The sequence below is a fragment of the Intestinimonas sp. HCP28S3_D6 genome, from assembly GCF_052065695.1.
Classification (GTDB): Bacteria; Bacillota; Clostridia; order Oscillospirales; family Oscillospiraceae; genus Intestinimonas.
Genome location: NZ_JBQHTM010000019.1, coordinates 1 through 13,666 on the forward strand (window position 1 = coordinate 1; position 13,666 = coordinate 13,666).

Here is a 13,666-nt window from a genome sequence, read left to right on the forward strand (position 1 = left end):
TATCCGTAAATGTTTCCTGTTTCTTCATCCCCATACACCACCATTGCGTTGATAGTGTTATTATCCCACATCCGGAGCCTTTATGGTAGTGCGGATTAAATCAGAGATTCCCTAAAAACAAAGAAAACAATCAGAAATTGGATGATATAAAAGACAATGGTGGGGAGGGCGGAGATCAGGCGCGCTTGAAAGGTGTCGGCCAGTTTTTTGCAGGTGCGGCAGGCTTGCAATGGAGATCCCTCCTGATTATCTTTGTATAAGAAGTATTATACGCTTTTGTATGAAAAAGACAAGCGATATATCCGGCATTTTTATGAAGATACACTGAATGAACGGGGATGAACCGCCGCCGCTGTGGGATGGGCGGGAACAGTTCACATAATCTTCAAAAGTTGTTTAAAGTTCTGCCAACCTTTTCCCCTATGCGTGTGGTATCTTATAAGCACAGCAAGACCCCAGCACAAATCACTGCCTCTTTTGCTGTGGGGCAGACAAACAGCAACACAGAAATGTGTTCATATATATTCTCTCACACCTCACTTTACCACCACTCTTTCTTTTGACAAACGGGAAAGGCGACCCGGACACAGGTCCGGGACGCCTTACCCGTTTTACGGGTCAATTCTGGTTCAGCGCACCTGGATGGCGCCCAGGATCTCGCCGATGGGACCGGAGAGAATCAGATCGGCCCGGGCGTCCATGGCGGTGGGGCTCTTGTTGATGAGGACCAGCTTGCTGCCCTCATAGTAGTCGATGAGCCCAGCGGCGGGATAGACCACCAGGGAGGTGCCGCCGATGATGAGGACATCGGCCTTCCGGATGTAATCTACCGCCCGGTACATGATGTTTCCGTCCAAAGCCTCCTCGTAGAGGACCACATCAGGCTTAATGGTGCCGCCGCAGTCGCAGCGGGGGACGCCGGTGCTCTGGGCCACCACCGAGGTGTCATAGAACTTGCCGCAGCGGTCGCAGTAGTTGCGCAGGGTGGAGCCGTGGAGCTCCAGTACCTCCTTGCTGCCCGCCAGCTGGTGGAGACCGTCGATGTTCTGGGTGATGACTGCCCGGAGCTTGCCCGCCTGTTCCAGCTCGGCCAGCTTCCGGTGGGCGGCGTTGGGCTGGGCGCCGGAGACCAGCAGTTTTTTGCGGTAGAAGTCGAAAAATTCCTCGGGGTGCTGCTCGTAGAATGTGTGGCTCAACATGACCTCGGGGGGGTAGGCAAACTGCTGGTGATAGAGGCCGTCCACACTGCGGAAATCGGGGATGCCCGACTCGGTGCTCACTCCGGCACCGCCAAAAAAAACAATGTTGTCGCTCTCGTCGATCCACTTCTGTAACTGTTCCAAATGGGCCATGTTCTTTCCTCCTGTCCGACGGGCGGTGTATGTGGGAGAATTCCTCTCATACGCTATCGTACCCTGTTTCCCGGGAAAAGGCAAGCCCCAGGCATCCTGGCGTTTTGACCGATTTTACGAAATCGGACGGTCGGATTTAGCCGAAACGTAAAACTTGCGCAAAACCATTTACCTGCCATTTACGATGGGGGAAAAGACCGGTATAATTTATATAACAGGCACAGCAAAGGCGCTGTGCCGAAATGATGTTGATCCACGGGTGAGGGCCCGGGATATGGAGGCTTACAGGTGAATATTACCGATATCATTACTCTGGTCGGAGCCATTGCGACCTTTCTTTTCGGCATGTCCACCATGACAGACGGCTTGGAGAAACTCTCTAGCGGACGCTTGGAGAGCATCCTGGAGCGGCTCACCAGCAACGTGATCAAGGGCGTACTGCTGGGTGCCCTGGTAACGGGACTCATTCAGAGCTCGGCTGCCACCACGGTGATGTGCGTGGGCTTCGTCAACGCCGGCATCATGCGTCTGGAGCAGACCGTGGGTATCATCATGGGCGCCAATATCGGTACCACTGTGACCGCCCAGCTCCTCCGGCTGGGTGATTTATCCTCGGACAACCTCTTCCTGGCCATGCTGAATCCCTCCGTACTTGGCCCCCTCCTGGCGGCCATCGGCGTAGTGTTCTATATGTTCATCCGGGGCGGAAAGAAGCGCATCATCGGCCAGATCATCCTGGGCCTGGGTCTTCTCTTCATCGGTATGAAGACCATGGAGGGGGCCGTTTCCGGGCTCCAGGAGTTGCCGGAATTCCAGTCTCTCTTCTCTGCTTTCTCCAACCCCCTGCTGGGCATCCTGGTGGGCGCCGCCGTCACCGCCCTCCTCCAGAGCTCCTCGGCCTCCATGGGCATCCTCCAGGCGGTGAGTTCTACGGGGCTGGTCTATTTCAACACCGCCATTCCTCTCATCATGGGCCAGAATATCGGTACCTGTGTCACCGCCATTCTCTCCTCCATCGGCGCCAGCCGGAACGCCAAGCGGACGGCCATGATCCACCTGCTGTTCAATGTCATCGGAACCGCCTTCTTCCTGGCTGTCCTCTATATCGGCAACGCCTTGTTCAACTTTCCCTTCTGGGACAATGTGATGGACATGGGCTCTATCGCCAACCTGCATCTGGGATTTAACATCGGCTGCACCCTGCTGCTGTTGCCCTTCCACAAGGTACTGGTGAAGATCGTGGAACGGCTCGTCCCCGGCGATACCAACGCTCCGGAGTTCAACCTCCTGGACGAGCGGTTCCTCTCCTCCCCCTCTGTGGCTCTGGAGCAGGCCAGGTCCGCGGTGATTTCCATGGGCGAGAAGGCCCGGGAGGACCTGCGCCTGGCGGTGGAGCTCCTGACCGACTACGATGAGAAAAAGCTGGAGCGCCTCAATGAGAACGAGGCCACCATCGACAAGCTGGAAAACACCCTGGACAGCTATTTGGTCAAGCTCACCGACCGGGCCCTCACCGATCCGGAAAGTGCCCTGGTGTCCGAGCTGCTCCATACCCTCACCAACTTTGAGCGCATCGGCGACTACGCCGTCAACGTCTCTGAGATCGCCACCACCATGCACCAGCGGGAGATTTCTTTCTCTGATGTGGCCCGGAAAGAGGTGAATGCCCTTACCACCGCCGTGGAGGCCACCCTGGACATTACGCTGGAGTGCTATGAGAAGCGGGACCACGAGCTGGCCCTCCACGTGGAGCCTCTAGAGGAGGTGGTGGACCTCATAGAGGAGGTCCTGAAGAACCGGCATGTGGAGCGCCTTAAGACCGGCACCTGTACCATTGAGCTGGGCACACAGTTCCTGGAGCTCACCATCAACCTGGAGCGCATCTCTGACCACTGCTCCAACGTGGCCATGCTCATCGTCCGGCAGACCACCCCCCCCAGTCAGCACCTGCCGGATACCCATGCTTATCTCAAATACCTCCATGCCGGAGGTGACCACGACTTTGACACCCTCTTTGCCAAGTACCGGACCCAGTATTTTGGACCCATCGAGAAGGAGGAGAGTATGGCCCAAATTTCGACATAAAGGAGCGCCCTCCAACGGAGGGCGCTCCTTTTTCGGTAAAAAAGAGTGGTACTCCCGAAAGAGCACCACTCAGAATCACATCAGCTTCACGGTATAGTAGACAGCCATAATAAAGAGCCAGGCCACCAGGGCAAAAATAAGGTAGTAGGCGGCGCTGGTGCCCAAGACCAGGGCGGCGACCACAGCCACAGCGACAACGGCACAGGTGAGGTAAATCATACCGTAGGAGGCGTTGTGGGCAAAAATCTGGAGCTTGTTTCCCCCCAGAGTGAGGGAACCACCATGAGTAGACATGGAGCGGCACAGAAGGACCGCGGCCACCAGGATCACCGCCAACACTATCAAATAGGCATACAGCAGGGGCTGATGTGTCCCACCAGCCCGGCGGAAAAGCCACAGGCCCAGAAGACCCAGGGCGGAGAGGACGGTGACGGCGAAAAACTCATGCTGATAGAGGTAATACACCAGGGCCAGTACAGCGGCGGCGGGAACGGCTCCGCAGAGGAACTGTACGCCGGTACCATAGAAACGATAGGTAATCACCGAGATCACCAGAGCAGTGAGGAAAACACCGAACAGGACCCCGGGGAGGGTGGTGTGCTTCCCGCTCTTGGCCCGGAAGATGGCCCAGAGCAGGCAGACAACGGTACCGACAGCGGTGACGCCGATGATGGCGGGCCAGGCCTTTAGCAAAGCACCGGCAAATTCAATCTCACCAGGCGTGGTGGTGATATTGACATAATAGCGGTTGAGCAGAAGTAGAACGAGCTCCACCACTACGGCGGCTCCGAACCAGATCAGTACCCGGTTCAGGATCACGTCCTCCTTGTGGCTACGGGCCGCGCGCTTCTCCGCCGCGCGTTTTTCTTTGTCCATGGATCCATCTCCTTGTTTGATGCTCAAAACGACTGGTCCAGAAGATGGCCAGTCTAACGGATGATATTCTACCAGAAATCCCGCCGTTTTGCAACAAGAAAAAACGACGATCCCTACTTATGTTGCCAGGAAGGGCGGGATATGATACAATCGACCTATCTTTTCTTGATCAGTGAGGCGGACTATGAAGCGTATCGTTCCTCTCCTGTGCGCCGCGGCACTCCTCACGGGCTGTGCCTCCACCCAGGAGCCTGTGATCCAATCTTTTTTTGCCATGGACACCACCATGTCCATTACTGCTTACGACCGAGACCCTACCGAAGCTCTGGTGGCCGCTCAGCAGGAGGTCAACCGGCTGGACGCCCTGTGGTCCCGGACCCGGTCGGATAGCGATGTGACCCGGCTCAACGCCGCCGCCGGAGGGAGCGCGGTGGAGGTCGACCCGGATACCACCGACCTGCTGGAGAAGGCAAACGCCGCCGCCGTAGAGAGCGGCATGGCCTTTGATCCGGTGCTGGCGCCGGTGATGGATGCCTGGGGCTTCGGCGCCACCGAGAGCGAGACCACGGCAGTCCACCGGGTGCCGGAGCAGGCCGAGTTGGACGCCCTCCTGCCCCTGACCCGGGACCTGCCCGTGGTGGAGGGAGACACCGCTGCCCTGCCCGTGGCGGGCCAGGCGGTGGATCTGGGGGCCATAGCCAAGGGCGCCGCCGCTGACTATGTGGTGGAGGCCCTTACCGAACATGGGGTGGAGTCCGCCATCATCGCCCTGGGAGGCAACATCACCGCTCTGGGCACCAAACCGGATGGCAGTCCCTTTCGGGTGTATGTCCGGGACCCTCAGGGGGAAGGGGAGGACTACCTGTGCCTCATGTCCCTGCCGGCGGGGTGGACCTGCTCCACCTCTGGGGGCTATGAGCGGTATTTTGAGGCCGACGGCCAGATCTATCACCATATTATCGACCCCGCCACTGGCTATCCGGCCCGGTCGGGGCTGCTTTCGGTGACGGTGGTGGCCCAGGACCCGGCCCTGGCTGACGCCTGGTCCACCGCCCTGTACGTCCTGGGTGCGGACGAGGCCCTGTCCCGCTGGAAGAGCGGCGAGGGCACCGTAGCCGGGATGGAGCTCATCCTGGTGACGGAGGAGGACCACGTCTATGTGACCCAGGGCCTGGAGGAGGGCCTGGAGACCCTGGGAGAGGGGGCGGGCTACACCTATGAGATCGTCCGCCGCTGACCGCACCCGGCCTACGGTGCTGGACGGTCTGGTGGTGCTGGTGGTGCTGGTGGCCGCCGGAGCCATTTTATTTGCCTTTCGGCCCAAAGCCGGCAACTTTCTCACCGCCCGGATCGTCTTAGACAATGAGCTGGTGGCGGAGATCCCCCTCAGCGACCTGGACGAGCCGGTCACCGTGGAGGTGCCGGGTGCCAAATACCCCATCACCGTGGAGGCGGAGCGGGGGCGGGTCCGGGTCGCGCATAGCGACTGCCCCAGCCAGGACTGTGTCCACACCGGATGGGTCTCCCGTTCTGGGGGGCAGATCGTGTGCCTGCCCAATCGCTTGGTCATCACCGTCACCGGCGGCACGGCGGAAGCCGACGCCGTGACGGGCTGAGAGGGGGCGGTATGGAATGACACACTCTGTCCGCCGTCTGACCCGCTGCGCGGTGCTCACCGCCCTGGCCCTTGCCATCTCTGTGTGCGAGGGCCTGGTGCCCCTGAGCATCCTCATCCCCCTCCCGGGCCTGCGCCTGGGCCTTGCCAACCTGGTCACGGTGTATGCCCTATGCCGGCTCTCCGCCCGGGAGGCCTTCGGCATCCTGATGGCCCGGTGTCTACTGGGCGCCATCGTGGGCGGCAATCTCTCCGCCCTGGCCTTCTCCCTCACCGGGGGCATTCTGGCCTTCGCAGTCATGTGGCTCTTGCTCCACGTCAGAGGGCTCTCCCTCTTCGGCGTGTGCATCGCCGGGGCCGCCGCCCACAACACCGGCCAGATCCTGGCCGCCATGGGCGTGTTGGCCTCGCCGGCCATTGCCGTGTACTTGGCGCCGCTGCTGTTGGCCAGCATATTGACCGGCGCCGTCACCGGCGCGGCCTCCATTCTGCTGGTGCAGCGGGTGCCATGGGGAGACAGTGGAAGAACGTAACGAATTCGTTACCTCTTTGCAGTGCTTTTTCCGGTGTTTTGTCGTATGATGCAGATACCAATGAACACGATGGAGGAAACAAGCCATGAAGCACCTTGCCCGCCCTGTGACCCTGTTGCTGGCCCTGGGCCTAACCCTCTCCCTGTCCGCCTGTGGGCCCAAGGAGGAGCCATCCGGATGGCAGCCCACCCATGAACCCATCCAGACGGAGACCGCCGCCCCGGAACCCACTCCTACGCCGGCTGCTGACCCTTATGACGCCGTGCGGCACTACTGGTCTGCCGACCAGCTCACCCAGCTGTGGGGGCCGGAGCAGCCGGTGGAGCACCTCTTTTTCCACCCCATCATTGCCTATCCCCAGTACGCCTTCTCAAGCGCCGTCCCCGCTGACCGGCAGAAGGGCCTGGACGACTGGATGGTGACGGTGGACGAGTACAAGAAGATCCTCCAGAACGTCTATGACAAGGGCTATATCCTGGTGGCCATGGAGGATGTGTGGAGCGAGGTTACCGATGACAGCGGCACCCACATGGTGCGCAACACCCTCATGCTGCCCGAGGGGAAGAAGCCCCTGATCATCTCCTTCGATGATGTAAACTACTACGACTACATGCTGGCCGAGGGCTTTACCTCCAAGCTGGTGGTGGGGGAGGACGGCCAGATCTGGGCCCAGTGCACCGATCCCAACACCAAGGAGACCTTCCTCACCCAGGACCTGGACGCCACGCCTATCCTGGACAACTTTGTCCTGGAGCACCCCGACTTTTCCCTCAACGGAGCCAAGGCCATTTACTCTCTCACCGGCTACCAGGGTATTCTGGGCTACCGGACCCAGAACGACCGGGACATCGCCCCCAACGACCCCAAGAGACCGGAGTTTGAGGCCCACCGCCAGAGTGAGATCGACGCGGTGAAACCGGTGATTGAGCGGCTCAAGGAGACAGGTTGGACCTTCGGCTCCCACACCTGGGGCCACATCAACCTGGGCAGCGAGAAGCGCACCCTGGAGTCGGTCAAGAACGATACCGAGCGGTGGCTAGAGGAGGTGGGGACCCTGGTAGGGCCCACCAACATCCTCTTCTATCCTCACGGTGCCCGGCCTGACGGGGACGACTGGCACAAGACGGGTCCCATGTTCCAGTATCTCCAGAGCATGGGCTTCCGGGTCTTTGCCAGTGTGGGTGTCAATTCCTTTTCTTATATTAAGGATGACATCTCTGCTGTGATTTGTGACCGCCTCCATCCGGACGGGACCACCCTGCGCTGGTCCCGGGACCGCTATCTCCAGTTCTACGATGCCAAGGATATTATCGACCTGAGCGTGCGCCCAGATCTGGGTGTGGGCTGGTAAAGTGCTCCGCCGCGGATATCGTCCGCGGCGGAGTTTTTAGCTGGTCGGGCCCCGGAGGCAGCTGGTACTCCTTGGCTCTGCGAAGAAAGGTTTGGTAAGAGATGCCCAGCTGGCGGGCGGCTGTCCGGGAGGACACCCCGCCCCGGTGCCATAACCGGGCCAGCTCCCAGAAACCCTCGGGAAGCTCCATGCGGCCGGGGCCAAAGCGCACCCCACGGGATTTGGCGGCGTTGATGCCCTCCAACTGGCGTTGGCGCGTATTTTCGCGCTCGGTCTGGGCCACGTAGGAGAGGAGCTGGAGGACGATGTCCGCGATCAGTGTCCCGGTCAGGTCACGGCCCCTCCGGGTGTCCAGCAGGGGCATGTCCAATACCACGATGGCGGTTTGGAGGGTTTTGGTGATGTGTCTCCATTGATCCAGGATCTCCGCGTAGTTCCGGCCCAGGCGGTCGATGCTCTTGATGACCAGGGTGTCCTCCGGACGGAGCCGCTGGATCAGGCGATGGTAGAGGGGGCGGTCGAAGTCCTTGCCCGACTGCTGTTCCACGACGATGTTCCGTTCATCTACGCCGAAGGTACGCATGGCAATAAGCTGTCTGGCCGTATTCTGTTCCCGGGTGGAAACTCGGACATATCCATAAATATTTCCTTTCATGGGTTTTCCCTCCTTCGATTACAAATGTCATTCTAATAGGCTAATTATAAAGGATATGGCGGGAAATTCCCACAAAAGGTGTGTTTTGAGAGAAAATTGTCGGCCTCTGTCCGCGGCGGGGGAAGCGGGGATCGGCCCGCGTCGGCCGCATTGCCTTCCTTTTTTTGCCTGTTCTATAGTTTCAAAAAAGATAAATTATGGGAAAGAAAAAGAAGAGGACCGGACAGAAGTCCGATCCTCCTCTTTCTCATGTTATGGAATTGTGGCGGCCTGTGTCGGGCAGCGCTTCCGGTTACTGGAGCAGCTGCAGCACGCCCTTCGTCGGCACAAAGTCCGCTTGACTCCGTTTCCGCCTGGCGGCGAAACCTGCGCCCGCTCCCTTGCGCCTCCTCTCCCCACGCGGCTTACGCCGCGCGGGGTCCCCGGCGGGACGGCCATGCTGTCCCAGGCACGGGACGGCTATGCAGCCTGTTCAGCGTTTACCTTACTGCAGCAGCTGGAGCACGCCCTGAGGCACCTGGTTGGCCTGGGCCAGCATGGCCTGAGCGGACTGGATGAGGATGTTGTTCTTGGTGTAGGCCATCATCTCCTCAGCCACGTCGGTGTCACGGATGGAGGACTCAGCGTTGGTGATGTTCTCCTCCATGACGCCCAGGTTGTTGATGGTGTGCTCCAGACGGTTCTGGGTGGCGCCAAGGCCGCCGCGGACATCGGAGATGTAGTTGATGGCATCCTTGATGATGTCCACAGCTGTCTGAGCACCGTCCTGAGTGGAGATGTCGACGCCGTCGATGCCCAGAGCCTTGGCATGGCAGTCGTTGATGGACACGGTCAGCTGGTTGAAGCTGTCGGAAGTATCGCCGATCTGCAGGGTCAGACCCTTACCGTTGGTAGTGCTACCTTCCATGGGCTTAAACTGCAACGAAGTAGTGGCAACCGTAGGCTTATAACCAGTCTTCTGCTCGATCAAGTCAGCCAGCTTGGTTACATCGTCGGCAACCACTTGATCTTTGGTAGTGACCACAACGGCATTGACATTGGCACCCAGAGCCACGGCCTCTTCTTGGGAATTGACGAAGGCAAACTGCTTACCGCCAATCGTGAAGGTATCACCAATGGTATAGCTATTGGCAGTATGAGCCATATCGATGGACTGGAAAGCATCCACACCCTTAGCATTGGTAGCAAGCGTCTGCAGCGCTTCTGTAGCGGTAGCAGCATCTGCCTTAACATCCGCAAGAATAGAATTAATGGCTGTATTGGCTCCAGCCGTGCGGGACTCAAATTTGATAGCATCCGTGGCTGCGGTAATCTTAAATTCGTTGGCCAGATCTGTCTTCTTCAGTTCCCCAAGGAAGGCCTTCTGGATTTCACCCTTCTTGATGTTATTGCTGGCCGTGATGTCATAGGTGGTGCCATCGCCAGCTACCAACTTCTTATTGGCATCATCAACCGTCAGCTTCACGTTCACAGACTGGCTCTGGCCCTTCGCATCCGTGTAATTGATGGTCATGCTGACCAGACCATTATCAGTACCATTTGTATCATCGGCAAAGTCTGCACTAACAAATACACCCTTTGTCGCAGCATTGTCGGTCAGCTCCAGGCCGGAGATGGAGGGTACGCCGCTACCGCCGACGCCGCCATTGCCCAGGGAGCCGTCCAGGAGGTTGATGCCGTTGAAGTTGGAGGAGTCAGCGATGCGGTTGATCTCATCCTTCAGCTCAGCAACTTCCTTCTGCAGCTGGACACGGTCGGTGCCGTCCTCGTAGGTGCCGTTGGCGGACTGGTCGGCCAGCTCCACCATACGGTTGAGCATGTCGTGGACCTCGGTCAGGGCGCCCTCGGCGGTCTGCACCAGGGAGATGCCGTCCTGGGCGTTCTTCTGGGCCACGTCCAGGCCGGTGATCTGGGCGCGCATCTTCTCGCTGATGGCCAGACCAGCGGCGTCGTCACCGGCGCGGTTAATCTTGTAGCCGGAGGAGAGCTTCTCCAGGTTCTTGGAGAGGGCGGAGTTGTTGGTGGTATAGTTGCGGTAGGCGTTCATAGCCATGATGTTGTGCTGAATACGCATAAAAATTTCCTCCTTAAAAATGTGTCACGGGGATATCCTTCTCCCCGCCGCTATATTTCCACCCCTCCATCGTGGGTACCGCACGACGGAGGGGGAGAAACCATAATCACGAATCCGCCAGGATGGTGTACTGGGCCTTCTTGGCGGGGCGCTTGGGCTGAGCCGGCTTGGTGTCCTGCTCGTCCTTCTCCCGCAGGCGCGTGATGCACCGGGGTGTGGGGTGGGTCTGCTCATAGACACTGTCCCGCAGAATGGTGACGTCCTTGGGGGCCTCGATGCCAAGCTGGATTTGATTTTCCAGCTGCACCGCCTTGACCACAATGTTGTCCCCAATCACGATGTATTCCCCGGGACGGATTCCCAGCGTCAGCATAATGTTTACACTCCTTTGTGGACGTGTTACAGGTTGTATACTTTTTGGAACAGAAAAATGGTTTTTGAAAAACTGAGGAAAACCCCTTAATTTTTAAAAAACAGAGACGATATAACAAACGAAGGGATTCACAAAGAGCTGTTACAGGTTGTATGATTTCTGTAACAAAATCAGTAAAAATAAGGAAAATAGCCTTAGATATATACAAAAAATTTCCCGTTCAGGAAAAGGACAGCAAAAAAAGACCGCCGCGTACTTTGTGTACGCGGCGGTCTTTCTATGTTGGGAAGTTAAATGGTCGTACGGAGTGGATGTACGCGGAATCAGACGAACATGGGGATGAAGTAGAGGCCCAGGCAGGTGATGACCACCCAGAACACGCAGATGAAGGCCATGAAGCCCCATACGTCCTTCAGCTTCATGCCCACCACGGACAGGGCGGGGATGACGTACAGAGGCTGCAGCAGGTTGGTGCACTCGTCGCCCAGCACGAAGCCGTTGAGGCAGGTGGCCATGTCGGCGCCGGGGATGTTGTTCACGGCCTGGACGATCAGGGGACCCTGGACAGTGAACTGGCCGCCCTGAGAGGGGATGAACAGGTTGACCAGGCAGGCGGACAGGAAGGAGAAGATGGGCAGGGTGTGGGCGGTAGCCACAGAGGTGATGGCGCTGATGAGCACGGAGCCCAGGCCGCCTTCGATGTACATCATGCCCATGATGGCGCCGTAGAAGGGGAACTGCATGATGATGTCGGTGGCCAGGTGCATGGAGTCGGCGTGGGCGTTGATCCAGGCGCTGGGCTGGGGGAACAGGAAGCAGTTGATGCCCACGAACATGAAGATGACCAGGTTCATGTTCAGAGCGCCGAAGAAGCCCTTGGTGGCAATGTCATAGACGATGTTGATGAAGATGAAGGCGCCCACGACCCACATGACGGGCTTGCAGGTGTTGGCCTTCTGGGCGAAGGTGGTAGCCTTGCCGGTGATCTTGTAGTCGTTGGGGACCATGTCGGCCTGAGTGGCCACGTCACGCAGCTCGATGAGTTCGTCCTCGCCGGGCTGGGTGAAGAGCACGATCAGGATGAAGGCGATGGCCAGCACGAAGAACAGGATCACGTTGGGGGTGTTGTAGCAGGTCTCCAGGACGGTCATGGTGTGACCCACGATCTCGGCGTAGGAGCTGCCCTCGGTGGCCAGGTTGGAGTACAGGGTGGCGGAGGGCCCAAGGCACTGGCCCAGGATCATGCAGGTGTAGCCGCCAGCCACCATCATGGGGAAGTGGAGGCCCTTGACCCGCTTAGCCAGCTGCATGGACAGGATGGGGGTGACGATGGTGCAGAAGGCGTAGTTGATCATGGAGGTGACGTAGCCGAAGATCATCATGATGATGATGGCGGTGTAGCGGCTATGCACACAGCTGGCAATGGCGTTGAGCAGCTTTGTGACCTGAGGGCTGCGGGCGCAGGTGGCGCACACGCAGACCATGATGCCCATCTGGAAGGCCAGGGTGAACTGGCTGCTCAGGCCGCCCCACCAGGCCTGCAGGAGCTCCACGGGGCCCTTGCCGATGACCAGGGACAGGACGAACACGACGATCATCAGCATGACGCAGAACACGAAGGAATCGGGGATGATTTTCTCGGCGGCGAAGTTGAACTTCTTGCTGATGTTCCACAGAGGAGTTCCCTTCAGCCGCTTGGTCTGGGGTTGCTGGGACATTGAATCGCTTCCTTTCTCTCTTTTTCATGCGCGGTTTGAAGCAGGATGGGGATTTGGCTGGGAAAAGCGGGAAAGTAATGCTTTGGAAGGCGTTTTATTTGCCGTAGAGCATGCGGATGAGGTACTCGTTCAGGCCCTCGTTGGAGGCCTTGATCTGCTCGGGAGTCCACTTCTGGAAGCCCTCGCCGGTCTTGAAGCCGATCTTGCCCTCATCGCGCAGCTGCTTGAGGAGGGGAGAGGGCTCATGGGAGTCCTCCAGGTCCTTCAGGATGTAGTCGTGGATGTTGTAGGTGAGGTCGGTGCCCACCATGTCGGCGTTCTCCATGGGCGCCAGCTGGGGCAGGCGGAGACCGAAGGAGTACTTCACGGCCTTGTCCACAGTGGCGGCGTCGGCGATGCCCCGCTCCACGATGGAGATGGCCTCACGCCATAGGGCGTGCTGCATGCGGTTAGCGATAAAGCCAGGCACGTCCTTCTTGCACAGGACGGGCTCCTTGCCGGCGGAGGCCAGGACGTCCATGACGGTCTGGGCCACCTCGTCGCTGGAGGCGTCGGACTTGATTACCTCCACCAGGGGGATCAAATGGCCGGGGTTCCAGAAGTGGGTGCCCACGAAGCGCTCCCGGTACTTCAGGTCCCGGCTGATCTCGCTGGGGCTCATGACGGAGGAGTTGGTGCAGAAGATGGTGTCGGGGCGGCAGCGCTCCTCCAGCTTGGCGAAGGTGTCCCGTTTGATCTGCATATCCTCAAAGACGGCCTCGATGACCAGGTCGGCCCGGGAAACCAGCTCGCTGTCCAGATCGGTGGTGAAGGAGATGCGGGAGAGACGGCGCTCCAGCTCCTCAGCGGTGATGACGCCCTTCTCCAGCAGCTGCTTGGTGTTGTTGCGGATGCCGGCCTCCACATCGGTGGGATAGAGGTCGTAGACGCCCACTTCAAAATTGGGGTTGGAGGCCATGACGTAGGCGATGTTTTTGCCCATCATGCCGGCGCCGCAGATGAGAATGTACTTAATGTCTTTCACGGTTTGACGC

At 58.8% G+C, this 13,666-nt stretch carries 12 protein-coding genes; 5 read left to right on the forward strand and 7 right to left on the reverse strand.

What is annotated here, in order from left to right; all coding sequences use genetic code 11:
• Positions 1 to 629 precede the first annotated feature (629 nt).
• A complete protein-coding gene (locus ACTNBK_RS07945) occupies positions 630 to 1,352 on the reverse strand; it encodes an NAD-dependent protein deacylase (protein WP_441145140.1) in 723 nt (240 codons plus the stop codon).
• A 288-nt stretch (positions 1,353 to 1,640) separates the two neighbouring features.
• Here ACTNBK_RS07945 and ACTNBK_RS07950 point away from each other — a divergent pair, with 288 nt between their 5' ends.
• Positions 1,641 to 3,437, forward strand: a complete 1,797-nt coding sequence (locus tag ACTNBK_RS07950) for a Na/Pi cotransporter family protein (protein ID WP_441145142.1) — start codon at positions 1,641 to 1,643, stop codon at positions 3,435 to 3,437.
• 75 nt (positions 3,438 to 3,512) lie between these two features.
• Here ACTNBK_RS07950 and ACTNBK_RS07955 read toward each other — a convergent pair whose 3' ends face one another.
• Positions 3,513 to 4,313, reverse strand: a complete 801-nt coding sequence (locus ACTNBK_RS07955) for a hypothetical protein (protein WP_441145143.1) — start codon at positions 4,311 to 4,313, stop codon at positions 3,513 to 3,515.
• A 184-nt stretch (positions 4,314 to 4,497) separates the two neighbouring features.
• On the opposite strand from ACTNBK_RS07955, the gene ACTNBK_RS07960 reads away from it, so the two are divergent.
• The 4 genes from ACTNBK_RS07960 (at position 4,498) to ACTNBK_RS07975 (ending at position 7,812) form a co-directional block, all read left to right on the forward strand.
• Positions 4,498 to 5,550, forward strand: a complete 1,053-nt coding sequence (locus ACTNBK_RS07960) for an FAD:protein FMN transferase (RefSeq protein ID WP_441145145.1) — start codon at positions 4,498 to 4,500, stop codon at positions 5,548 to 5,550.
• The gene (locus ACTNBK_RS07965; RefSeq protein ID WP_441145147.1) at positions 5,531 to 5,929 is read left to right on the forward strand and encodes a NusG domain II-containing protein; all 399 of its coding nucleotides are present in this window, start codon (positions 5,531 to 5,533) and stop codon (positions 5,927 to 5,929) included. Before ACTNBK_RS07960 ends, ACTNBK_RS07965 begins: the two co-directional genes overlap by 20 nt.
• 16 nt (positions 5,930 to 5,945) lie before the next feature.
• A complete protein-coding gene (locus ACTNBK_RS07970; protein WP_294515811.1) occupies positions 5,946 to 6,461 on the forward strand; it encodes a Gx transporter family protein in 516 nt (171 codons plus the stop codon).
• 85 nt (positions 6,462 to 6,546) lie between these two features.
• On the forward strand, positions 6,547 to 7,812 hold the full coding sequence (locus ACTNBK_RS07975) for a polysaccharide deacetylase family protein (RefSeq protein WP_441145150.1): 1,266 nt from the start codon (positions 6,547 to 6,549) through the stop codon (positions 7,810 to 7,812).
• On the opposite strand, the gene ACTNBK_RS07980 is transcribed toward ACTNBK_RS07975, so the two are convergent.
• The 5 genes from ACTNBK_RS07980 to ACTNBK_RS08000 form a co-directional block, all read right to left on the reverse strand.
• Positions 7,769 to 8,467, reverse strand: coding sequence for a recombinase family protein (locus ACTNBK_RS07980; RefSeq protein WP_441145151.1), 699 nt, complete (start codon positions 8,465 to 8,467; stop codon positions 7,769 to 7,771). The genes ACTNBK_RS07975 and ACTNBK_RS07980 overlap by 44 nt on opposite strands.
• 484 nt (positions 8,468 to 8,951) lie before the next feature.
• Entirely contained in the window at positions 8,952 to 10,541 is a 1,590-nt protein-coding gene (locus tag ACTNBK_RS07985; protein ID WP_441145153.1) for a flagellin N-terminal helical domain-containing protein, read from the reverse strand.
• 106 nt (positions 10,542 to 10,647) lie between these two features.
• Positions 10,648 to 10,914, reverse strand: coding sequence for a carbon storage regulator (locus ACTNBK_RS07990; RefSeq protein ID WP_441145155.1), 267 nt, complete (start codon positions 10,912 to 10,914; stop codon positions 10,648 to 10,650).
• 323 nt (positions 10,915 to 11,237) lie between these two features.
• Positions 11,238 to 12,632, reverse strand: coding sequence for a TIGR00366 family protein (locus ACTNBK_RS07995; RefSeq protein ID WP_441145157.1), 1,395 nt, complete (start codon positions 12,630 to 12,632; stop codon positions 11,238 to 11,240).
• A 94-nt stretch (positions 12,633 to 12,726) separates the two neighbouring features.
• Complete coding sequence (locus ACTNBK_RS08000) at positions 12,727 to 13,656, reverse strand: 3-hydroxyacyl-CoA dehydrogenase family protein (protein ID WP_441145159.1); 930 nt, start codon at positions 13,654 to 13,656, stop codon at positions 12,727 to 12,729.
• Positions 13,657 to 13,666: the final 10 nt, after the last annotated feature.

Excerpts from the sequence above, each read along its gene's own strand:
- ACTNBK_RS07945 (WP_441145140.1), bottom strand. The coding sequence starts at position 1,352 with ATGGCCCATTTGGAACAGTTACAGAAGTGGATCGACGAGAGCGACAAC.
- ACTNBK_RS07955 (WP_441145143.1), bottom strand. The coding sequence starts at position 4,313 with ATGGACAAAGAAAAACGCGCGGCGGAGAAGCGCGCGGCCCGTAGCCAC.
- ACTNBK_RS07960 (WP_441145145.1), top strand. The coding sequence starts at position 4,498 with ATGAAGCGTATCGTTCCTCTCCTGTGCGCCGCGGCACTCCTCACGGGC.
- ACTNBK_RS07965 (WP_441145147.1), top strand. The coding sequence starts at position 5,531 with ATGAGATCGTCCGCCGCTGACCGCACCCGGCCTACGGTGCTGGACGGT.
- ACTNBK_RS07970 (WP_294515811.1), top strand. The coding sequence starts at position 5,946 with ATGACACACTCTGTCCGCCGTCTGACCCGCTGCGCGGTGCTCACCGCC.
- ACTNBK_RS07975 (WP_441145150.1), top strand. The coding sequence starts at position 6,547 with ATGAAGCACCTTGCCCGCCCTGTGACCCTGTTGCTGGCCCTGGGCCTA.
- ACTNBK_RS07980 (WP_441145151.1), bottom strand. The coding sequence starts at position 8,467 with ATGAAAGGAAATATTTATGGATATGTCCGAGTTTCCACCCGGGAACAG.
- ACTNBK_RS07985 (WP_441145153.1), bottom strand. The coding sequence starts at position 10,541 with ATGCGTATTCAGCACAACATCATGGCTATGAACGCCTACCGCAACTAT.
- ACTNBK_RS07990 (WP_441145155.1), bottom strand. The coding sequence starts at position 10,914 with ATGCTGACGCTGGGAATCCGTCCCGGGGAATACATCGTGATTGGGGAC.
- ACTNBK_RS07995 (WP_441145157.1), bottom strand. The coding sequence starts at position 12,632 with ATGTCCCAGCAACCCCAGACCAAGCGGCTGAAGGGAACTCCTCTGTGG.